Annotated in this window: 19 protein-coding genes and 1 riboswitch; of the genes, 9 read left to right on the plus strand and 10 right to left on the minus strand. The window is 39.7% G+C overall.

Going from position 1 to position 23385, the window contains the following annotated elements:
- Nucleotide 1: 1 nt before the first annotated feature.
- Entirely contained in the window at nt 2-481 is a 480-nt protein-coding gene (locus HPE63_RS16285; protein WP_188315445.1) for a dihydrofolate reductase, read from the minus strand.
- A 14-nt stretch (nt 482-495) separates the two neighbouring features.
- Entirely contained in the window at nt 496-882 is a 387-nt protein-coding gene (locus tag HPE63_RS16290; protein WP_188315370.1) for a 2TM domain-containing protein, read from the minus strand.
- A gap of 60 nt (nt 883-942) precedes the next feature.
- On the opposite strand from HPE63_RS16290, the gene HPE63_RS16295 reads away from it, so the two are divergent.
- Together HPE63_RS16295 and HPE63_RS16300 are read left to right on the plus strand one after the other, a co-directional pair.
- A complete protein-coding gene (locus HPE63_RS16295) occupies nt 943-2028 on the plus strand; it encodes an aminotransferase class V-fold PLP-dependent enzyme (RefSeq protein ID WP_188315371.1) in 1086 nt (361 codons plus the stop codon).
- A gap of 151 nt (nt 2029-2179) precedes the next feature.
- Nucleotides 2180-2476, plus strand: a complete 297-nt coding sequence (locus HPE63_RS16300) for an isoamylase early set domain-containing protein (RefSeq protein WP_188315372.1) — start codon at nt 2180-2182, stop codon at nt 2474-2476.
- A 76-nt stretch (nt 2477-2552) separates the two neighbouring features.
- Here HPE63_RS16300 and HPE63_RS16305 read toward each other — a convergent pair whose 3' ends face one another.
- The 5 genes from HPE63_RS16305 to HPE63_RS16325 all read right to left on the minus strand — a co-directional run bounded on the left by HPE63_RS16305 (nt 2553) and on the right by HPE63_RS16325 (nt 7463).
- Nucleotides 2553-3377, minus strand: a complete 825-nt coding sequence (locus tag HPE63_RS16305) for a thymidylate synthase (protein ID WP_188315373.1) — start codon at nt 3375-3377, stop codon at nt 2553-2555.
- A 130-nt stretch (nt 3378-3507) separates the two neighbouring features.
- The gene (locus HPE63_RS16310; RefSeq protein ID WP_188315374.1) at nt 3508-4971 is read right to left on the minus strand and encodes a NupC/NupG family nucleoside CNT transporter; all 1464 of its coding nucleotides are present in this window, start codon (nt 4969-4971) and stop codon (nt 3508-3510) included.
- A gap of 20 nt (nt 4972-4991) precedes the next feature.
- Nucleotides 4992-5621 (minus strand): bifunctional nuclease family protein, encoded by a 630-nt coding sequence (locus HPE63_RS16315; protein WP_188315375.1) that lies wholly within the window; start codon nt 5619-5621, stop codon nt 4992-4994.
- Nucleotides 5622-5709: 88 nt separating this feature from the next.
- Nucleotides 5710-6678: an electron transfer flavoprotein subunit alpha/FixB family protein gene (locus HPE63_RS16320; protein WP_188315376.1), complete on the minus strand. Its 969-nt coding sequence runs from the start codon at nt 6676-6678 to the stop codon at nt 5710-5712.
- Between the two features lie 38 nt (nt 6679-6716).
- A complete protein-coding gene (locus tag HPE63_RS16325) occupies nt 6717-7463 on the minus strand; it encodes an electron transfer flavoprotein subunit beta/FixA family protein (RefSeq protein WP_188315377.1) in 747 nt (248 codons plus the stop codon).
- A 181-nt stretch (nt 7464-7644) separates the two neighbouring features.
- On the opposite strand from HPE63_RS16325, the gene HPE63_RS16330 reads away from it, so the two are divergent.
- From HPE63_RS16330 to HPE63_RS16345, 4 genes are all read left to right on the plus strand, one after another.
- The gene (locus HPE63_RS16330; RefSeq protein ID WP_188315378.1) at nt 7645-8622 is read left to right on the plus strand and encodes a pyruvate dehydrogenase complex E1 component subunit beta; all 978 of its coding nucleotides are present in this window, start codon (nt 7645-7647) and stop codon (nt 8620-8622) included.
- Between the two features lie 113 nt (nt 8623-8735).
- On the plus strand, nt 8736-11231 hold the full coding sequence (locus HPE63_RS16335) for a DUF5686 family protein (protein WP_188315379.1): 2496 nt from the start codon (nt 8736-8738) through the stop codon (nt 11229-11231).
- 71 nt (nt 11232-11302) lie between these two features.
- The gene (locus HPE63_RS16340) at nt 11303-11830 is read left to right on the plus strand and encodes an inorganic diphosphatase (protein WP_188315380.1); all 528 of its coding nucleotides are present in this window, start codon (nt 11303-11305) and stop codon (nt 11828-11830) included.
- Nucleotides 11831-11943: 113 nt separating this feature from the next.
- On the plus strand, nt 11944-14364 hold the full coding sequence (locus HPE63_RS16345; protein ID WP_188315381.1) for a sodium-translocating pyrophosphatase: 2421 nt from the start codon (nt 11944-11946) through the stop codon (nt 14362-14364).
- 73 nt (nt 14365-14437) lie between these two features.
- Here HPE63_RS16345 and HPE63_RS16350 read toward each other — a convergent pair whose 3' ends face one another.
- The 3 genes from HPE63_RS16350 to HPE63_RS16360 all read right to left on the minus strand — a co-directional run bounded on the left by HPE63_RS16350 (nt 14438) and on the right by HPE63_RS16360 (nt 16740).
- Nucleotides 14438-15142, minus strand: a complete 705-nt coding sequence (locus tag HPE63_RS16350; protein WP_188315382.1) for an energy transducer TonB — start codon at nt 15140-15142, stop codon at nt 14438-14440.
- 260 nt (nt 15143-15402) lie between these two features.
- A complete protein-coding gene (gene pepE, locus HPE63_RS16355; protein ID WP_188315383.1) occupies nt 15403-16113 on the minus strand; it encodes a dipeptidase PepE in 711 nt (236 codons plus the stop codon).
- A 12-nt stretch (nt 16114-16125) separates the two neighbouring features.
- Complete coding sequence (locus HPE63_RS16360) at nt 16126-16740, minus strand: deoxynucleoside kinase (protein ID WP_188315384.1); 615 nt, start codon at nt 16738-16740, stop codon at nt 16126-16128.
- A 307-nt stretch (nt 16741-17047) separates the two neighbouring features.
- Here HPE63_RS16360 and metK point away from each other — a divergent pair, with 307 nt between their 5' ends.
- The 3 genes from metK (at nt 17048) to thrA (ending at nt 23383) form a co-directional block, all read left to right on the plus strand.
- Entirely contained in the window at nt 17048-18304 is a 1257-nt protein-coding gene (gene metK / locus HPE63_RS16365; RefSeq protein WP_188315385.1) for a methionine adenosyltransferase, read from the plus strand.
- 75 nt (nt 18305-18379) lie between these two features.
- Nucleotides 18380-18476: riboswitch (SAM riboswitch) on the plus strand.
- Nucleotides 18477-18650: 174 nt separating this feature from the next.
- Nucleotides 18651-19928: an O-acetylhomoserine aminocarboxypropyltransferase/cysteine synthase family protein gene (locus HPE63_RS16370; RefSeq protein WP_188315386.1), complete on the plus strand. Its 1278-nt coding sequence runs from the start codon at nt 18651-18653 to the stop codon at nt 19926-19928.
- Nucleotides 19929-19996: 68 nt separating this feature from the next.
- Nucleotides 19997-23383 carry a bifunctional aspartate kinase/homoserine dehydrogenase I gene (gene thrA, locus HPE63_RS16375; RefSeq protein WP_188315387.1) on the plus strand — a complete coding sequence of 1129 codons (3387 nt, stop codon included), beginning with the start codon at nt 19997-19999 and terminating at the stop codon, nt 23381-23383.
- Nucleotides 23384-23385 lie beyond the last annotated feature (2 nt).

The following is a 23385-nucleotide window of genomic DNA, read 5'->3' on the forward strand; positions in this document are numbered from 1 at the left end:
ATCACTTTCTAACGTAGGTCAAATAGGTGAAATCATAGTTATGCTTTTCATCCTTGGGGTGGTATTCCGTGGCTATCAATTGCCAAATGGTTTCATCTACTTCCGGAAAGAACGTATCGGCATCGAAAGGGGCATGTACCCTTGTAATCTCTAATCTGTTGGCAAATTCCTCCCCTTGTTTGTAGATTTCGCCTCCTCCTATTATAAAGGGATTTTCATCCCCTTGGGTTCGTTTTATAGCATCAGTTAAAGAATGCGTAACGATGCAATCTTCATGGGTGATGTTATAGTTTTTATCCCTTGTAACAATAATATGGGTCCTATTGGGTAAAGGCTTAGGAAAACTCTCAAAAGTCTTTCTTCCCATAATGATACAATGCCCGGTGGTCAATTGCTTAAAACGCTTAAAATCATCAGGAAGATGCCAAAGTAGGTCATTGTTTTTCCCCAGCGCATTGTTTTCGCCCACGGCGGCTATCATCGTTATCGTCTGCACTAGGGTTTTTTTTTATTGATTTTTGATAAGGGAAAATCCGTCTCAATTTCTTTTTGAATCTCAGCAATTCTCTGTTTCTGTTTCAAAACCAACTTTTCACGCTGTTGTCTCTCCCAATCCTTACCCATGAATTTTTGGGTAACAAAAACATTGACCATATGTATTATAAACAAAAAGGCCCAAAAAGTTATGGCCCATACAAACCAATCATACTCTTCACCGAACTTTAGGATTTTATTTATCAAAACCAAGAACACGCTACCAATTAAGAAAATGACAAAATGTACATAAAGACGTTTCTTTTGTTTTATGCGTGCATGGGCCGACTCTAAGAGATCATGCTGCTCTAAATTCAGCTCAGTTTTCTTTTTATCTTTAGTAAACATGTGAATAGCTATCTTTAGCTACAAAGATAAAGTATTTGACCCATAATAAATTTTTAGTGAATGAAGAATTATAGGGCAGGATTTCCCATTCTTGGAGACTATTTATACGCTAACACCGCCTCATCTGGCTTGATCCATGAAAGTACAATAGAATGGAGAAGGCAACATGATCAAGATTTTCTTAAAGGGGCCAGTAGTATGAGAATGGAAAGTGCGCATATAATAACAGATACCAGGAGGGCAGTAGGGGACTTCTTTGGTTGTACTTATGAAAATGTGGCACTGGTACAAAATTTTTCAATAGGCCTTAATTTGCTTTTAGAAGGATTGGACAAAAGGAAAAAAGTATTGCTCCTCGAAAACGATTACCCATCTGTCAATTGGTCATTTGAGAACCGGAATTTCCCCATTTCTTATTGTAAGATCGATGAGGATTTGGAAGAAAATATACGGAGGAAGATTGAAACCGACCAGATTTCGATCTTGGCCCTTAGTGTAGTCCAATGGGTGAATGGTGTTGCGATAGATTTAGAATTTCTTTCGGAGTTGAAAGCAGATTTCCCCGAGTTATTGATTATAGCCGACGGCACACAATTCTGTGGTACAACTGACTTTGATTTTAAGGCATCCGCCATAGATGTTCTGGGCGCCAGTTCCTATAAATGGCTTTTGGCGGGTTATGGTAATGCATTTTTCTTGTTCAAGGATCGTATTAAGGAATTGGCCAACGTTAAGGTCATTGGTTTTAATGCGGCCAATGCAGATCCAAAAAACAGGGATGGGATTCGTTTTGCTAAAAAATTCGAACCTGGTCATCTGGACACATTGAATTTTGGAACCCTGAAACATTCCCTTGGCTTATTAACAGCTATGGGCAAGGATGGAATAGCCAGTCGGTTAAAAAGCCTGTCCATTAAGGCTAAGAAAGAATTCTCAGCCGTGGGATTATTGGAAGATGTTGTAATCTCGAGAAAAGAGCATAGTACAATTTTCAATGTAAAAGGTGATGACACCATGTTTCGGCATTTATCCAGTAATGGCATTTTATGTTCACAAAGGGGTAATGGGATTCGATTTAGTTTTCACTTTTACAATACAATGGAGGAAATAGATAAAATTGTAAGAATCCTTAAGGAAAAGATCTAGGGTTTACTTACATAGTAAATTCATAAGGTAGTTTTTATCAAGCCAATCTATATATGCACTATATATTAAGAAAATCATAAAAATGATGTGAATCATTGGTTATGAGTGATTTAATACTTTAATTTTGCGCTGAATTTAAAATGTACATGTTATGGGAATTGCAAAACAATATTTGAAAACAAAGCCAGTATGTAAAGTGACCTTTACAGTACCGGCAGAAAATGCTAAGAAAGTGGCCGTAGTTGGTGATTTCAACAATTGGAATCCGAAAGGGAGCACCTTGAAAAAATTGAAAAACGGAACTTTTAAGGGCACATTCGACCTTCCTAAAGAAAAAACCTATGAGTTTAGATATTTGGTTGATGGGGAATTTATGAATGAAGCTGAAGCTGATCGTTACCAATGGAACGAATATGCAGGAACTGAAAATGCGGTTCTAGAGCTTTAATCATAGAAGAAAAAATAAAAAAGTCCCAAAAGTCGAAACTTTTGGGCCTTTTTTATTTGATATGATTTTCCTTAGATTATACCGCAACAACCCCTTTTATATGAGGGTATGGATTATAATCGACCAGTGTAAAGTCCTCAAACTTAAAATCGAAAATATCATTTACTTCAGGATTGATAACCATTTTAGGCAATGGTCTGGGCTCTCGGCTTAACTGTAATTCCACTTGTTCCAAATGGTTATTGTAGATATGGGCATCCCCGAAAGTATGAATGAATTCCCCTGGTTGATAGCCACAAACTTGGGCCATCATCAAAGTAAATAGGGCATAGGAGGCAATATTGAAAGGTACTCCTAAAAAGATATCCGCACTACGCTGGTACAATTGGCAAGATAACTTGCCATCGGCCACATAAAATTGAAAGAAAGCGTGACAAGGTGGTAGGGCAGCTTTGCCATTGGCTACATTTTTGGCAAATGAACTGGAGGTATCCGGAAGTACGCTCGGATTCCAAGCCGAGACCAACATTCTTCTGCTGTTCGGATTGTTCTTTAGGGTATGGACAACTTCTTTGATTTGGTCAATTTCCTCGCCGTTCCAATTGCGCCATTGGTGTCCATAAACGGGCCCTAAATCCCCATTTTCATCGGCCCATTCATTCCATATACGCACCCCGTTTTCTTGAAGGTAGGCGATATTGGTATCCCCTTTTAGAAACCAAAGAAGTTCGTATATGATCGATTTTAAGTGCAACTTTTTGGTCGTGACCATAGGAAATCCTTGACTAAGGTCAAAACGCATTTGATGACCAAAAACACTTAGGGTTCCTGTTCCGGTGCGATCCCCTTTTTGGCAGCCATTTTCTAAAACCTGTTTTAATAAATCGTGGTATTGTTTCATATGAAGTACGATCCCTAAAAAGGGATTTCAAAAATTTATATCAAAATTATCGGGATAAAAATAAGGAAATGCCAAAGGATTTTTGAGGACTCAAAATTATTATTATAAAAATTTATCAACGAATTAAATATCAACCTAAAATCATACCGGCAATGGTTGCCGACAGTAAGGAGGCGATAGAACCCCCAAGAACGGCCCGCATACCAAATTCGGAAAGTGTTCTGCGTTGGCCAGGTGCCAATGAACCAATACCACCGATCTGTATACCTATAGAAGCGAAATTTGCAAAACCACATAGCATATAGGTTGCCATGATCACTGATTTGTTGTAGGTGAAATGGGTGGCATTGGCAACATCCTTCAGTTCGGCCAATTGAATATAGCCCACAAATTCACTGGCCGCCAATTTTATACCCAACAATTGCCCCATTTGCATAATATCCGCTGTCTGCACCCCTGTGAGCCACATTAAGGGGGCAAAAATAGTTCCTAGTATAGCTTCCAGAGAGAGCTGATTGTAAGATGAATTGGCTGCAATCCATCCATTGAACGAGGTAAGATCTCCGGCCCATCCCAACATTCCATTTATCATGGCGATAAAGGCAACGAAGACTAAGAGCATTGCACCTACATTTACAGCCAATTTTAAACCTTCCGTGGTACCATTGGCAATAGCATCCAGAATATTTGCGCCTATTTTCTCCGCAGAAACTGAAACGTCGGTATTGACCGATTCCGTTTGTGGATATAATATTTTTGAAATTACAATGGCACCTGGGGCTGCCATTACGGACGCAGCAATCAGGTGTCTTGCAAATTCAAGTCGCAACTGTTGGTCATTTCCCCCTAAAAAACCGATATAAGCAGCTAAAACCCCTCCTGCGACGGTTGCCATTCCTCCGATCATGACCAGCAAGATTTCAGACCTGTTCATTTTTTCCAAATAGGCCTTGATCATTAGCGGGGATTCCGTCTGCCCCAAAAATATGTTTCCTGCTACGGAGAGACCTTCCGGACCCGATATTCCGAGGGTTTTTGTTAACAACCAGGCCAAGCCTTTTACTATTTTTTGGATAACCCCTAAATAGAATAGGACAGAGGTCAAAGCCGAAAAAAAGATGATTGTAGGTAGAATTTGAAAGGCAAAAATATAGCCGATATTTGGGTTTTCCAGGTTTAATAGGTTGCCTAAAATGAACTCGCTACCTGCCATGGTGAAATTAAGTAGTTCATTAAAAATCTTGCCCAAAAATTCAAAAAACATACGAACGAAAGGTACTTTCAGTATACTTATGGCCAATACTACCTGAATGCCAAGACCAATACTTACGGTTTTCCAATTAATAGCCTTTCTATTGGCACTGAAGAGATATGAAATTAGGATAAGGGCCAACATTCCCAAAATTCCCCGCCATAAACTGTCGATAGAAAACCCTGCATTGGGTATCATCTGTATCGCTGTAGCGGATTCCTGGGTATTCGATATAATAGTTTCTGTTACCGAAGTAAGGGTGTCTTGAGTTGCCGTAGTTTGTGCAATGGAAGTTAAGGATATAAGAAGAATCAAAAAAAGCATCCAAAAATTAGTCTTCATAAAAAGAATGCTTATTTAGGTTAATTTCTTTTGGAAATCTCGTCTCTTAACTTGGCAGCCTTTTCATAGTTCTCGTTGGCCACTGCCTTTTCCAGTTCTTTTTTCAATTCATCAATGGTCAATTCGGTAAACGCATCGGTAGCACCTTGATCGATTTCCACGGTTTCCCCTTCCTGTAATATTTCATCGACCATGATACTGTCATCTTTTTCGGTTTTTTCGCTATCCTTTGACGAAAACTTCAAGAATATCCCGGCCTTGTCCAAAATGGTCTTATAGGTAAATATAGGGGCGTTAAAACGAAGGGCCAACGCAATGGCATCACTAGTCCTGGCATCGATAATTTCCTCGATTTTGTCCCTTTCGCAGATGATACTGGAGTAAAAAACCCCATCTACCAATTTATGGATGATAACCTGTTTGATGACGATATCAAAGCGATCTGCAAAATTCTTGAAAAGATCATGTGTCAAAGGCCGAGGTGGTTTTATCTCTTTTTCAAGTGCAATAGCAATGGATTGTGCCTCAAACGCTCCAATGACAATCGGAAGTTTGCGGTCACCGTCAACCTCGTTCAAAATTAGGGCATAGGCACCATTCTGCGTCTGGCTATAGGAAATCCCCTTAATTTTTAATCGTACTAAACTCATAGGTCGTAATAATCCACAAAGGGCTGTTCAAATTAAAAGGCATGACCAATTAACTGAACAGCCCCTTAGAGGCGCAAATTAACAAAAATTAAGCGTTTTGAGCTTTAAATTCTTTTAATTTTTCGATGAGTTTAGGCACAACTTCAAAGGCATCGCCAACAATACCGTAGTCTGCAGCTTTGAAAAATGGTGCTTCTGGATCTGTATTGATAACTACTTTGGTTTTTGAGGCACTTACTCCTGCCAAGTGTTGTATAGCTCCTGAAATACCAATGGCTATGTAGAGATTGCTGGCCACTGGTTTACCCGTTTGTCCCACGTGTTCACTATGGGGCCTCCAACCCATATCCGATACGGGTTTGGAACAAGCCGTGGCGGCTCCGAGAATATCAGCCAACTCCTCGATCATGCCCCAATTTTCAGGTCCTTTCAGACCTCGCCCTCCCGAAACCACAATATCGGCATCCGCAATAGAAGTCTTGCCAACGACTTTATCAACCTCTATTGATTTGGTTGAGAAATCAGAATCGTTTAATTCAGGGGAAAAATCTTCAATACTTACGGAAGTTTTATTTTCAACCAGCCCAAAAGAATTGTTAGATAAGCCTATGACCTTATTATCCGTATGGATTTGGGTATGGGCATAACCTTTATTACTGAATACGGTGCGCTTTACTGTAAATGGATTTGCACTTTCAGGTGCGGTTACTACATTGGAAACATAACCGGCCTCTAATTTAGCGGCCACTATGGGAGCAAGGAATTTCGTATCCGAACTTGAACTGACAATAATGACCTTGGCTCCTTCTTGCTTTGCTGCTTGGGTAATGGCTTTGGTATAGGCTTTTGCGTTGAAAGTCTTCAATTGGTCGCTTGAAACATTCAATATCTTAGAAATGCCATATTGACCAAGGCTTTCATTTTCATTGGCGTTGATTGAAATGGCCGTTGCAGTAGTGCCCAAAAGTTTGGCAACTGCATTGGCATAGGAGGCAACTTCAAAAGCGTTCTTTTTGAATTTACCACTATCTGATTCTGTATAGACTAATACTGACATAATTTTTATTTTTTAACTGAGCTTGTTTAGGAGTAGGTTCAAATCACTTTGGCTTCGTTGTGCAATAGCTGTACCAATTCCTCGACATTGTTTGCATCGACCAATTTCACCGCGCCTTTTGGCGCTGGCTTATCAAACTTAATATCGGAAGTGGCAACGGTGGCCTCAATCGGTTCAACGACATTCAAAGTCTTTTTCCTGGCCATCATGATCCCTCTCATGTTCGGGATGCGTAAATCACTTTCCTGTACCAGTCCTTTTTGCCCACCGATTACCAATGGCAATGTGGTCTTGATTTTTTCCTTTCCTCCATCAATCTCACGTGAAGCCTGTACATTGTTGCCGTCAACCTCGATATCGATACACATGTTTACGAAATTCATGTCCAACAAAGTAGCTAAGATACCAGGGACCATACCGCCATTGTAGTCAATGGATTCCCTTCCAGCAATAATCAGATCATACCCGCCATTTTTGACAACTGCAGCCAATTGTTGGGCGACAAAATGGCCATCGGTAGGCTCGGCGTTTACCCTAATGGCTTCATCGGCGCCAATGGCAAGTGCCTTGCGAATGGTAGGTTCTGCAGTGGAACCGCCAACTGAGGCTACATGTACTATTGCGCCTTGTTTCTCCTTAAACCACATGGCGCGTGTAAGCCCAAACTCGTCGTTTGGGTTTATCACAAATTGAACTCCATTAGTGTCAAATTTGGTGTCACCCTCTGTAAAATTGATTTTTGAGGTGGTGTCTGGTACATTGCTAATACAAACTAATATCTTCATAAACGAACTATTTTCAGGTGTTTAATAGAATGCTGCTAAGATAAGTAATCTTTTTAGAAAATACTATGCACGCATAATAACATTCTTACTTTTTTTGAAACATTGACCCATTAAATTGACATATAATTTGCTATTTTTGCTTTCGTTTTTGTCCGTAGGGATAATTAAATAAAATCAGTAAATGAAGACACTACAGTTTAGGCAAGCTATCGCAGAGGCCATGTCAGAGGAAATGAGAAATGACGAGTCCATATATTTAATGGGCGAGGAAGTTGCAGAGTACAATGGCGCCTATAAGGCATCAAAAGGAATGTTGGATGAATTTGGTCCTGAGCGTGTCATCGATACCCCGATTTCAGAATTAGGTTTTTCAGGTATTGGTGTGGGTTCTACATTAGTAGGTAATAGACCAATTATTGAATTCATGACTTTTAACTTTGCATTGGTCGGTATTGATCAAATTATAAGTAACGCTGCGAAAATCAGACAAATGTCTGGTGGGCAGTTCAATTGTCCTATCGTTTTCCGTGGGCCAACAGGTTCCGCGGGTCAATTAGGTGCGACGCATTCACAGGCATTTGAAAGTTGGTTTGCGAACTGTCCGGGTTTAAAGGTAGTTGTACCTTCCAACCCTGCAGATGCTAAAGGATTGTTGAAGTCTTCCATCAGGGATAATGATCCCGTTATTTTTATGGAATCTGAACAAATGTACGGTGATAAAGGTGAAGTTCCCGAAGGTGAGTATACCATTCCTTTAGGTGTAGCCGATATCAGGAGGGAAGGCACTGATGTGACCATAGTTTCTTTTGGGAAGATTATTAAAGAAGCGGATAAAGCCGCCGATGAATTGGCCAAAGAAGGCATAAGTTGCGAGATTATCGATTTACGTACGGTAAAGCCTATGGATTATGAGGCGATCTTAAATTCCGTAAAGAAAACCAATCGTTTGGTAATTTTGGAGGAAGCATGGCCTTTTGGCAATGTAGCAACCGAAATCACCTTCCATGTGCAAAAAAATGCATTTGACTACTTGGATGCACCCATCCAAAAAATAAATACGGCTGATACTCCAGCACCTTATTCCCCAGTTTTATTGGCGGAATGGCTGCCAAACCATGAAGATGTTATTAATGCAGTTAAAAAAGTGTTATATAAATAAGTAGTACCAATTTGTAAAGGTAATTTAGCTTCGCCGACCAAGTGTTGACGAAGCTTTTGATTTTAATGGTACAACTCCTTTTTTTGTAACAGCACTTTGAACACCAGTCCTAGATGAATAGATTGCTATTACCTTTTTTGTTGCTTTTTAATATGATTGTGTTGGCGCAATCAAAGGTAGGAGGTACGGTTTTTGATGAAGAAGGTGAACCTGTGGCTTTTGCAAATGTCATTTTCAAAAACTCCACCGAAGGGACTACTACGGATGAAAATGGAAATTTTTATTTAGAATCCGATAACACCTACGAATACCTCGAAATTTCTTTTATGGGTTTTAATACGCAGGATATTCCACTGACTTCCAAAGTCAACTATAATATGAAAATTTCCTTGTCAGAAAATACCGAGCAGTTGAAAGAAGTGATTGTCTTCGGCGGCAAGCAATCAAAGAAGAATAATCCTGCCATTGACATACTTCGTAAAATTTGGGCCAAAAAACGGGTCAATGGATTAAGAAAATTCAAACAATATCAATATGACAAGTACGAAAAGGTTGAGTTTGACCTGAATACCATTGATAGCGCTTTAATGAAAAGGAAGATATTCAGGGGATTGGAGTTTGTTTTCAAAGACCTTGATACTTCCCGAATAACAGGAAAGACATACTTGCCGATTTTTTTGAACGAGACGTTTTCAAAAGTATATGGGGACAACATTGCGAATGTAGAAAAGGAAGACGTGCTTGGAAATAAAAACTCCGGATTTGAAAGTAATCAGGCTATAATTGCCTTTATAGAGGATCTGTACCAAGATTACGATGTTTATAATAATTACCTGAAATTCTTTGATAAGAGTTTTACAAGTCCCTTGTCCCGAACGGGTATCGATACGTATAATTATATATTGAGGGATAGTGCCTTTATCGACAATAAATGGTGTTATAATATCACCTATTATCCTAGACGTAAAAACGAACTAACGTTCAAAGGTGATTTTTGGGTCAACGATACTACATACGCTATTAAGAATATTAATCTTGAAGTAACAAAGAGCGCCAATATCAACTGGGTAAAGGAGATTTATATTGAGCAAGATTTCGAAGTGGTGAGCGATTCGGTCTTTCTATTGAAAAGGGATTATATGCTTACCGATTTTAGCTTTAAGAAAAAGGAAGAATCCAAAGGGGTGTATGGTAAACGGACCACGGTTTATGGAGATTATCAGTTCGATATTGCAAAACCAAAGGAGTTCTACAAGACCAAAAGCAACGAATTTGATCCTTTGGTGTTGAATAGGGACAGTATTTTTTGGCAGAATAGTAGATTGGAATCCTTGAACAAGGATGAAAAAGGGATCTATAAATTGTTAGATACCCTCAAGACCGTTCCCAAATTTAAATCGTTCTATAATATCGCAAGTATTCTAGGTTCAGGCTATATCGAAATCGATAAATGGAATCTCGATATAGGGGATGTTTATAGCGTATTCGGCTATAATGATGCAGAAGGTATTCGCCTACGTGGTGGTGCAAGGACCTATTTTGGTCAAAATGACCCTTGGAGGTTAGAAGGGTATGTGGCCTATGGTTTTATGGATAAAAAAGCGAAACACGGATTTTCAGCAAAATGGTTGTTAGACAAAAAAAGCCGATTGATCATCTCGGGAGGCAATCGTCGTGATGTAGAACAATTGGGTCTTAGCCTAACGTCTACGAATGATGTACTTGGGCGCAGTATTGCCTCGTCTTCTGTTTTTACGGTAGGTTCCAATGATAGACTTTCCAATATTAATCTGAGTACGTTCAATTTGGAAATTGAACCTATAACCAATTTTAAGGTCAGGGTGGGGAGTTCATTAAGAACTATTAGTTCGGCTTTGCCTGACGCATTTAGTTTAGATTATATTGATCCTGAATTACCTACGGGTATTTCATCAGAGGTGAAACAGTTCGATGTGAATACAATGATCGTATATACCCCAGGGAAAAGAACCATCGGCTACGGGGTTGAACGAAGAAATATCAATGACACCTATAGTACACTACTATTGAATTATACCAAAGGTTTGGATGGGTTCTTGGAAAGTGATTTTAATTACAGTAAGTTACAGTTTTCTTATAGTCAACCTTGGCAATTGGGAGGCCTTGGGCGCCTTTACAGTACCGTTGAATTGGGAAAGACCTTTGGTGAGGTTCCTTTAAGCCTACTTAACGTTGTTCCCGGAAACCAGACCTTGTTCACCATATACAATACCTTCCCTAATCTCGATTTTTATGAGTTCGTTACGGATACCTATGCCTCTGTTCATTTGGAGCATAATTTTAATGGACGTATTTTCTCAAGAATACCATTATTGCGGAAATTGAATTTAAGGGAATTCGTTGGGCTTAGGGGTGTTTGGGGTGATTTATCAACGGAAAATATAGCGTTAAACAGTCCAACGAATATTATGTTACAGGCTCCTAATGACAAAATATATTGGGAATATTCTGTAGGTGTAGGCAATATTCTCAAATTTTTTAGGATAGATTTTAACTTCAGGGGCAATTACCTAGACAATCCTGATGCAAGGCCTTTTAGTGTAACAGGTGAATTCGGCTTCCATTTTTAAGGTATTTTAGACATCGTTGAATAGGGAATCCATTCTTTTCAATATCTTTGCCATCCATAAAAAATAGAATTATGAGCAAAAATCCAACCATCACCTTTGACGTTTTAATAGAAATACCCAAGGGCAGTAGAAACAAATACGAATACGACTTTACCCTGCATAAAATACGATTTGACCGTACCTTGTTTTCTTCGATGATGTATCCCGGGGATTACGGGTTTATTCCGGAAACCTTGGCTTTGGACAAGGATCCTTTAGATGTTTTGGTTTTGTGTACAGAGCCGACATTTCCTATGGTCGTCGTCGAGGTAAAACCCATTGGTGTTTTTCATATGACCGATGAGAAAGGTCCTGACGAAAAAATAATATGTGTACCCATCTCCGATCCCATATGGAGCGAAAGAAATGACATTTCCGATATTAATCCACATCGATTAAAGGAAATAGAACATTTCTTTCAAGTGTATAAAGATCTGGAGAAGAAGAAGGTCGATGTTGGTGGTTGGGGAGATGCCAAAGAGGCAGTCGAAATTTATCATGAGAGTGTTGAACGTTACGAAATGAGTGAGCATAAGAAGAAGCGCACTTTCACTATTTAGTGTAGATTATTTGATTATAAGAAAAGCGGCTTTTATATTAAAAGGCCGCTTTTTTAATCTATATGATTTTACTACATTGCAACCTTTATAAAAACCTTATATAACTAACTAAAATGGATTTAATCGTAAAGTTCTTACCAGCCTTTGGTGTATTGGCTCTTTTATTCGTGTTTATTAAAAACATATGGGTATCAAAACAAGAAGTAGGTGATGCAAAAATGGCGAGAATCGCCAAGAACATCGCCGATGGCGCAATGTCATTTCTTAAAGCGGAATATAAGATACTTGCAGTATTTGTGATTGCGGTGGCTATTCTACTGTACTTAAAAGGATCTAATGAAGTAGGTTCAAATGGTATGGTTGCTGTTTCATTTATAGTTGGGGCCATTTGTTCTGGTTTGGCTGGATTTATTGGTATGAAGGTTGCGACAAAAGCAAATGTTAGAACCACCCAAGCTGCTCGAACTTCCTTAGGTAGAGCCCTTGAAGTTGCATTTGCAGGTGGGTCTGTAATGGGTCTTGGCGTTGTTGGTCTAGGTGTTTTAGGCCTAAGCGGACTATTTATGATTTATCAAAATATTTGGCCGGGCGCAGATAATTTAGGTATGGTATTGAACGTACTTTCAGGATTCTCTTTAGGGGCTTCTTCCATTGCACTTTTCGCTCGTGTTGGTGGTGGTATTTATACCAAGGCTGCTGATGTTGGTGCTGACTTGGTAGGAAAGGTTGAAGCCGGTATTCCTGAGGATCATCCTTTAAATCCCGCTACAATTGCTGATAACGTGGGGGATAATGTAGGTGATGTTGCAGGTATGGGGGCCGATTTATTCGAATCTTATGTAGGATCTATTATAGGAACTATGGTTTTAGGTGCATTTATCATCACTCCTGATTTTGCAGGATTGGGCGCTGTTTATCTTCCATTGGTTTTGGCTGCCGTTGGTATTGTCATGTCTATCATAGGAACTTTCTTTGTTAAGGTTAAAGATGGTGGAAATCCGCAAACCGCATTAAATATTGGTGAATTTGGTTCTGCCTTACTTATGGTAATTGCCTCATACTTTATCATTACTGCCATGATTCCTGAAGTATGGGAATACACAGGGGTAAATTATACGGCTAATGGCGTATTTTTCGCAACACTCGCTGGTTTAGTGGCGGGCTTAGGGGTCGGGAAAATAACTGAATATTATACAGGAACGGGAACAAAGCCTGTGACCTCTATTGTAAGACAATCCGAAACCGGTGCTGCTACGAACATTATTGCAGGTTTAGGGGTAGGTATGATGTCTACCATGATTCCTATATTATTGATTGCTGCCGCTATTTTGATTTCACATCATTTTGCTGGCTTGTATGGTATTGCAATTGCCGCTGTAGGTATGTTGGCAAATACAGGGATTCAATTGGCTGTTGATGCTTACGGGCCAATTTCCGATAATGCTGGTGGTATTGCCGAAATGGCGGAATTGCCAAGTGAAGTTCGTGAGCGTACAGATAAGTTGGATGCGGTAGGTAATACGACTGCGGCCATCGGTAAAGGATTTGCTATTGCTTCTGCAGCCTTAACAGCTTTGGCTTTGTTCGCTGCTTTTATGAAAGTTGCAAACGTAACTTCTATCGATGTTTCCAAGCCTACTATTATGGCTGGACTTCTTGTGGGTGCAATGCTTCCTTTCGTATTCTCTGCCCTTTCAATGAATGCTGTAGGTCGTGCGGCCATGGCGATGATCGAAGAAGTAAGACGTCAATTTAGGGATATTCCACAATTGAAAGCGGCTTTGGAAGTTATGCGGGCTGTGGATTCTGATATGTCAAAAGCGACTCCAGAGCAACGTGCTATTTTTGATGCTGCTGATGGCTATGCCGAATATGATAAATGTGTCGACATCTCTACCAAAGCATCTATTAAGGAAATGGTATTGCCGGGCCTTTTGGCTATTGCTGTGCCTGTCGCGGTAGGATTTATCGGTGGTGCCGAAATGTTAGGGGGTCTATTGGCGGGTGTTACTTCTGCGGGTGTATTGATGGCTATCTTCCAATCGAATGCCGGTGGCGCCTGGGACAATGCCAAAAAGATGATTGAGTCCGATGGTAGAAAAGGTACGGATGCACACAAGGCAGCTGTGGTAGGCGATACTGTTGGTGATCCATTTAAGGATACCTCAGGTCCTTCATTGAACATTCTTTTAAAATTAATGTCAGTAGTGGCATTGGTAATTGCGCCAAGTATAGCATTATCTTCAGATGCAATGACTGCATATAATTCACAAAAGGCTGCTACTGAAATGGTCGCAAAAGAAGTTCAGAAAGAAGTAAGGGTCGAAATGAAGAAGAACGAAGATGGTACAGTTAAGGCGACAGTTACGACCACTACAACTGAAAATGGTAAAGAAATTGTCAACGAAGAAGTTTTCGCGGGAACCGAAGAAGAAGTGTTGGCCAAAGTGGAAGCCTTTAAAGGGGATGCTTCCGATGTTAACATCAAAGTAAAGAAAGTGATTGAAAAAGTTGTTGAAGAAGAGGAAAACTAAATCACAAACTCAACTTTTTAAAAAAACCCGCTATTCAATGTAGCGGGTTTTTTTACATCATACCAATTGAAGGCTAGTGCAATTTGAAATTGATGGGAATTGTAAAGGCTACTTTCACATTTCTATCCCTTTGTTTTCCAGGTGTCATTTTTGGTAATTTATTGATAATACGCTCAGCTTCGTTCTCTAGAATATTATCTGGACCTCGAAGTAATATTCCCCCGATATTTCCATCTTCTTGTATCGTAAATTGAGTATAAACCTTACCTTCGATTCCCATATCTTGGGCGATTTCTGGGTATCTAAAGACTTTATTGATGTGCTTGTTCATCATTTTTTGAAAACAGGCTCTTTTGTCCTTTTCATCTTCACAACCGGGAAAAACAGGAACCTCTTCTATGGATATCCAATTAACATTAATTTCAGGTTCCACCTCGACGTCAGGAATATCATCGATTTCGATTATCTCGGTTTCTTGATCTGGTTCGATCACATCAAAATCAGTTTCCGGTTTATCTTCCTCATCCGGTATTATTTCTAAAATCGAGGGCGTGATCATAAGTGGAGGTGGTGGTGTCTTGAATATAATCATTGGTGGGAGTTCTTCAATTAGATTGTCATCGGGCCTATTCATACGCTCGGTATATTGATCGGGTTTTTCATAGCTTTTCCACTCAAATGCCACATAGGTCAATACCATGACGAGGATTAGTCCTATTACAAAATAGAGTCCACTGTTCTTGTTTAAATCTTTTTTTGGATACTTCTTGGGTTTCATCTTTTAAAAGTTTGCGCCTATATATTGTAAAGGCAGGGTTATACATTTTATTGGCAAGTCCATTACATCAATATCCGGAATTGATATGGCCAGTTTCTAGGCGTGTTGAATGTTATCTTAAATCTAAGGCTTATTGTGTTCTTGGAAAACGGAGAATGAGTTAACCTGGCTTCTAAATGAGTGAAAGCCGTCAATCAAAGAGGGAATTTAAGAGGTGATGATATTGATAATTGGTTCCATAGGAAAATAAGAGGGATATTCTATTTTAAAAAACCCAATGAGGACCCGACAGGTAGCTCGTATGGATCCCTGTCTTTTTCGAAAATCCAAGCACTAAGACCTCCTCCTAATAAGGTAGTTTCATTCTTTTGGACCCGAATCCAACTTCCTTCCCTTAAACCAATTACAGGAGTGGTATTGAATGCATGGAATTCCTTAATGCGGGTTTCCCGGGTTTCACCTTTGTGTTTCGACGCTGGGTCAGGATCGAGGTAATGTGGGTTAATGCTGAAGGGGACAATTCCTAAAGTGTCAAAACTTGGCGGGTAGACAATGGGCATATCATTGGTGGTTCTAATACTTGGCCCGGCAATATTGCTGCCAGCACTAGTGCCCAAATATGGAGTCCCAGTGATAATTACTTCCCGTAATTTGTCCATGAGGCCAAATCTATATAGGTTATCGACAAGAACATAAGAGTTACCGCCCCCTGTAAAAATACCCTGTGTTTTTTCTAAAGCTGCAATGGGATTTTCAAAAGTATGGACGCCTACTATTTTTTTCCCTATTTGATTAAATGCCTTAGCAGCTATATCCGTATACGACTTGTGGGAAATACCACTTGGCCTCGCATACGGAATAAAAAGAACCTCGTTGGTATTTTGGTATAAATCCTTAAGGGCATCAAATAAATAATCTAGATACTGGCCGCCATAAAGTGTTGATGTGCTGGCAAGTAGGCAATTTATCATAAAGTGAATTAATTAGAATAATCCATGGATCTCGGCGTCGATCTTATTCAGGATTTCACCAAGGTCTTCAGGGTTATCGACAAAGTCCAACTGGTCAACGTCGACAATTAAAAGCTTCCCTTTCCCATACCCATGGATCCAAGCCTCATAACGTTCATTCAATCGACTTAGATAATCAATTGAAATTGAATTTTCATACTCTCGGCCTCGTTTATGTATTTGGTTCACTAAATTAGGGATGGTACTTCTCAAATAAATCAAAAGATCGGGAGGTTGTACCAAACTTTCCATTAATTCAAACAGGCTGGAATAGTTCTTGAAATCCCTATTGGTCATTAAACCCATGGCATGAAGGTTTGGCGCAAATATATAGGCATCCTCATAAATAGTTCGGTCCTGAATGATGTTTTTACCACTTTCCCTAAACTTGAGTACTTGTCGGTACCGGTGGTTTAAGAAATATATTTGAAGATTAAAGCTCCAGCGTTCCATCTGATTGTAAAAATCATCTAGATAAGGGTTGTCAACAACATCCTCAAAATGGGCTTCCCACCTGTAGTGTTTTGCCAGTAATCTAGTTAAAGTCGTCTTTCCGGCGCCTATATTGCCAGCAACTGCAATGTGCATGAGGTAATGTGTTTTTATGGTTAGGGTACTGCAAAAGTAATGCATGACAATATACAAAGTATATCGAGTTTGAAAAAATATATAGGTTGAAATACAAGCGTAACATTATGTGGACAAAATTTTTATTTCATGACTATTTACGTATTTTTGCATTCAATCATAAGAGGAAAGATTTGTCTGATTGCAACCTCGAAAGCCGAATTATCGGTCTAAAAAATGCTAAAGCAGTTCCTACTGGGCAATTCCAGTCTACTTTCGCTTCGTTTGCAATCAAGATTATCACTTCCTCCCATATTTATTAATGTAAATGGCGTATTTATTTACCTCAGAATCTGTAAGTGAAGGGCATCCGGATAAGGTTGCCGATCAAATCAGTGATGCTTTATTGGATAGCTTTTTGGCTTTTGACCCGGAAAGTAAGGTAGCTTGTGAAACTTTGGTCACTACAGGTCAGGTGGTGTTGGCGGGCGAAGTAAAAAGCCACACGTATTTAGATGTACAGAATATCACTAGGGACGTCATCAATAAAATTGGTTATACCAAAGGGGAATATCAATTTAGCGGGGATTCGTGTGGAGTAATTTCTTTGATCCACGAACAGTCGCAAGACATCAATCAAGGTGTTGACCGAGGCGCAAAGGAAGATCAAGGTGCGGGAGACCAAGGTATGATGTTCGGTTATGCCACAAAAGAAACAGAGAATTATATGCCTCTGGCCTTGGATATTTCCCATAGGATATTAATGACTTTGGCAGCACTGCGAAAGGAAGGTACTGAAATACCATATCTAAGACCGGACGCCAAGTCCCAAGTAACCATAGAGTATTCAGATGATAACGTACCACAACGTATTGATACCATCGTTGTTTCTACACAACACGATCCATTCGAAGTCGATGATACTAAGATGCTCGCTAAGATCAAGAAAGATATTATTTCAATCTTGATTCCAAGGGTAATCGAACAATTGCCGGAAAGCGATAAAGCCTTGTTCGATAATAAGATAAAATACCACATCAACCCAACTGGGAAATTCGTTATTGGTGGTCCTCATGGGGACACAGGGTTAACAGGAAGAAAAATCATTGTTGATACATATGGGGGTAAAGGGGCCCATGGAGGAGGGGCTTTTAGTGGAAAAGACCCAAGTAAGGTAGATCGAAGTGCTGCATATGCTGCCCGACATATTGCCAAGAATTTGGTGGCTGCCGGAGTTTCTGATGAGATTTTGGTACAGGTGAGCTATGCCATTGGGGTAGTTGAACCCACCTCGATTTTTGTGAATACATATGGCACATCAAAAGTTAAACATTCAGATGGTGAAATCGCCAAAATAGTTGCCGAGTTGTTCGATATGCGTCCCTTTGCAATCGAAGAACGTTTAAAATTGCGAAACCCGATTTATCTAGAAACCGCTGCGTATGGCCATATGGGCAAGGAACCAAAAGTGATTACCAAGATATTCGAGTCCCCTTATAACGGAAGGATCGAAAAGGAAGTGGAATTGTTCACTTGGGAGAAATTGGATATGGTAGATACGGTAAAAGCGGCTTTTGGAATTTAATTTTTTCAAAAAGATTAGGAAAAACCAACGTCACGGCCTTATATTTGCCGTTCAAAAGTTCAAACACATATTGAATTGTTATCAAGAAAGGTGGAGGGAATAGACCCAGTGAAGCCTTGGCAACCCTTTGTCACTTATGCAAAGAAGGTGCTAAATTCTATCTTGATGCTACCCCGAAATTTTAGGGGTGTTGGCACCTGATTTAGGCAAGAATAGATAACGAAACGAATTACTTTGCTGTAATTGTCTCTTTCTTTTTAACTTTTTGATTATTCAATGTCACACAGTCGTGACAGGGAAACTTGTGTTTAAGTTTATTTTATCAACAACAAAAACAAATAAAATCATGGGTAATCAAAAATTTTCTACAAACGCATTGCATGCTGGGCATGACACAACACAAACCGCTGGTACAAGGGCTGTGCCTATATACCAAACATCTTCCTATGTATTTAAGGATACGGACCATGCAGCAAACTTATTCTCATTAAAAGAATTGGGTTTTATTTATACACGTCTTAACAATCCAACAAATCAGATTTTACAAGATCGTTTAGCTGCAGTTGAAGGTGGTGTCGGCGCTGTTGTTTTCGCGTCAGGTACGTCCGCAATTTCAACGGGTTTGTTGACTTTGTTAAAAGCGGGTGACCATATTGTAGCATCAAGTAGCCTTTATGGGGGTACATACAATTTGCTGAATGTCACTTTACCAAGATTGGGTATTACGTCGACTTTTGTAGATGCCTCCGACCCGAAAAATTTTGGTAAAGCTGTCCAAAAGAATACGCGTGCAATTTTTGTGGAATCATTGGGTAACCCTAAATTGGATGTATTGGATTTAAAAGGGATTTCATTACAGGCGAAAGCGGCCAAAGTACCTTTTATTGTGGATAATACGGTGGCCACTCCAGCATTATTGAATCCAATAGAACATGGTGCTAATTTGGTAATACATTCTTTAACAAAATATATCGGCGGTCAAGGCACATCCCTTGGAGGGGCTATAATCGATGCAGGGACCTTTGATTGGGCAAATGGTAAATTCCCTGAATTTACCGAACCTTCAGCAGGGTATCATGGTTTGGTATATAGTGAGGCTTTGGGGGCTGCAGCCTTCACTTTCAAACTGATTTTAGAGGGCCTTCGCGATTTTGGCGGCGCCCTTAGTCCGTATAACGCCTTTCAGATTATTCAAGGCTTGGAAACACTTTCAGTGCGTATAAAAAAGCACAGTGAAAATGCTTTGGAACTCGCGAAGTGGTTAGAAGGCAGGGATGAGGTTGCATGGGTAAACTATCCTGGATTGAAAAGTAGCCCCTATAATAAATTAGCAAAGGAGTACCTGCCCAATGGTCAGAGCGGATTGGTTACCTTTGGTATAAAAGGAGGTTTTGAAGCCGCGAAGCAAGTAACTGATGCCACCTCAATATTCTCATTGTTGGCGAACATTGGGGATACAAAATCTTTGATTATCCACCCTGCCAGTACAACACATCAACAATTAACTTCTGAACAACAAGAAGCTGCAGGTGTCGGTGCGGATTTAATTAGACTATCGGTTGGTTTGGAAGATATTGAAGATTTAAAATCGGATTTAAAAGCCGCATTCGAAACGTTAAAATAATGGCATAATGGCATTTTTTACCATTACTTGTCCAGCATAAAATACAAGACAGAATTAATAACATTGGCATGTTACATAAGTTAGAATTAAAAAAATATAAGACACTTGGAGGCATAGAACAGGATATTACTTTATCCTACCAGTTATTTGGCAAACCCTTGCATAAAGCACCGATTGTCTTGGTTAATCATGCTCTTACAGGGAACTCGAATGTTACAGGTTCTGAAGGTTGGTGGTCTGCTCTTATAGGTGAGGGAAAATGTATCGATACCAATAAGTATACGATTCTGGCCTTCAATATTCCAGGTAATGGATATGACGGATTCGTAATTGAGAACTACAAGGATTTTGTAGCCGGGGATATTGCCCATATTTTTTTAAGGGGACTGGAAGAATTAAAAATTGATAAACTATTTGCGCTGATCGGTGGGTCACTGGGTGGCGGAATAGCTTGGGAAATGGCGGCCATAAACCCCAAACTGACCACGCATTTGATTCCAGTGGCATCGGATTGGAAATCTACGGATTGGCTGATCGCGAATTGTCAAATACAGGAACAATTCCTTGTAAACTCAAAGCAACCTGTTCATGATGCCCGTATGCATGCGATGTTGTGTTATCGCACACCTGAATCTTTCAAAGAGCGATTTAAAAGAAGTACAAATGAAGAACTACAGGTATTCAATGTAGAGAGTTGGTTAATGCATCATGGTGAGAAATTGAAAGACCGTTTTCAATTATCGGCCTATAAACTAATGAACCAATTATTGAAGACCATCGATATTACCCGTAATGGGGAAGCTGCTTTTAATGCACTACAGAATAGCGACACGAATATACATATTGTCGGTGTTGATTCAGATCTGTTTTTTACGGCCAAGGAAAACAAGGAAACCTTTAAACAATTGGCACAGGCCAAAAGCAATGTCACTTATGGTGAAGTGCAATCATTACATGGGCATGATGCTTTTTTGATAGAGTTTGGTCAAATGGAAAAACTCCTCAACGGAATCTTCAATGCCAACGGTAAGACCGAACGCATAAAAATCTTGAAATTTGGAGGTAAATCCCTTAGCAATGGGGAAGGTCTAGGGTATGTTTTGGATATCATCAGCGATAAGGTCAAAAATGGGGAAAATATCGCAGTGGTGCTTTCTGCGCGCGAAAAAGCAACGGATCAATTGGAAATGATGCTTAAAAAAGCAGCTCGGGGTGAGGATTATTCCAAGGACTTTACCGCTTTTGAAAAATACCAGACCCATACCTTTAAGAATGTTAGCCTGTCTGAGGAGTATGAAGGGTTGTTCAAATTATTCGAGGGGGTATCATTATTAGGGGATTTTAGTCCTAAAATCAGGGATCAGGTATTAGCCTACGGGGAGGTTATTTCCGCCAAATTGATCACTAAGCTTTTGATCGGGCGGGGAATCAACGCGAAATTAATGGATTCCCGAAAATTGATAAAGACGGATGATACTTTTGGTGATGCCCATGTCATCGAAACCATTTCTAAAGAAAATGTGTTACGCGAATTTGCGCAACTCAGTCATGATACCGTACCTATAATAACCGGTTTTATTGCTTCAACAGTGGATAATGAAACCACTACATTGGGCAGGAATGGCAGTAATTATTCGGCGGCTATGCTGGCCAATTACCTAGACGCCGAAGAGCTTCAAAATTATACGCATGTTGATGGTATTTTCACTGCGAACCCGGATTATGTGCCCGAGGCGAAACCTATTTCGGAGCTTTCCTATAGCGAAGCCAACGAATTGGCAAATTTTGGGGCAACGATTTTACATGCCAAGACTATAATTCCATTGATCGAGAAAAATATTCCCTTACGAATATTAAATACGTTCAATAGTTCAAATAAAGGCACACTAATCAGTGCAAAATCGAACAAAGAAGGAATAAAATCATTGTCGGTCATCGAAAATGTTGCCTTGATCAATCTTGAAGGTAGGGGATTGTTGGGAAAGGTCGGTGTCGATGCCAGAATATTCAGGGCACTCGGGGATAATAATATCAGTGTAAGTATTGTTTCCCAAGGCTCGTCGGAACGGGGAATAGGCCTTGTAGTAAATGCTGATAAGGCACAAAGGGCCAAAATTGCCCTCCAGCGCGAATTTACCCATGATTTTCAATCCAAGGATATAAATCAGATTACTGTTGTGAACGATGTTTCTGTGATTTCGATCGTGGGCCAGGATTTAAGCACATTTCATAAACCGTACAATTCCTTGATCAAAAACCGGGTTATCCCTCTTCTCTTTAACAATACGGTTACCGGCAAGAACGTAAGTCTTGTAGTAAAGAAATCCGATTTGCACAAGGCATTGAATGTAATGCACGGACAGATATTCGGTATCAGTAAGAAAGTGAATGTGATTGTTTTTGGCCATGGAAATGTTGGAGGAACATTATTGGACCAAATCTTAAAATCATCAAAAACGATAGAAAAACGAAAAGGAATCGATTTAAACGTTTTTGCAGTGGCAAATTCTAAGAAGGTCCTGTTCAACGAAAAAGGGATTACGAAAAATTGGAGATCTAGCATCAAGGAAAAGGGCGTGGACTACCAAATGAAGGATATTTTCGACTATGCCAAAAAAAATCATTTTGAAAACTTGATAGCAGTGGATAACACAGCCAGCGAGGATTTTGTGGCCAATTATTTTGAACTGGTAGAAAACGGATTCGATTTGGTATCCAGCAATAAAATAGCGAATACCCTTGGTTTTGATTATTATCAATTGTTACGGGAGGAATTGGCGAAAAACCAAAAACAGTATTTGTACGAGACCAATGTAGGAGCGGGGTTACCCCTAATAGATACCATTAAATTATTGCATCTTTCAGGTGAGAATATTACCCGTATCAAAGGGGTTTTTTCAGGATCCTTAAGCTATATTTTCAATACGTTTTCAGAAGTGAACGCCCCATTTTCTGCCATTCTTAAAGATGCCATGAACAAAGGTTTTACAGAGCCCGACCCAAGGGAAGATCTGTCAGGGAATGATGTGGGACGTAAATTATTGATTCTTGCCCGTGAATTGGATCTTAGGAATGAATTTTCGGATATACAAATACAGAATCTTATTCCAGAACTATTGCGTAAAGGAACAGTTGCCGAATTTTTAAGTAATTTGGATGTGCTAAATGACACTTTCAACGAATTGAAAAAGAACCAAAAACCAAATTATGTCTTGCGATATGTTGGTGATTTGCATGGTGATCTTAGAAAGGAAAAGGGTAAATTGGATGTTAAATTGATTTCAGTACCGAAGGAAAGTGCTTTAGGACAAGTCAAGGGTTCCGATTCGATTATTGAAATCTATACCGAATCCTATGGGGAACATCCCTTGGTGATACAAGGGGCCGGGGCAGGTGCTGCAGTTACTGCTAGAGGTGTATTTGGAGACATCTTACGAATCGCGGAAAAAGGTTAGAT

It is taken from the genome of Maribacter arenosus (assembly GCF_014610845.1).
Classification (GTDB): Bacteria; Bacteroidota; Bacteroidia; order Flavobacteriales; family Flavobacteriaceae; genus Maribacter_A; species Maribacter_A arenosus.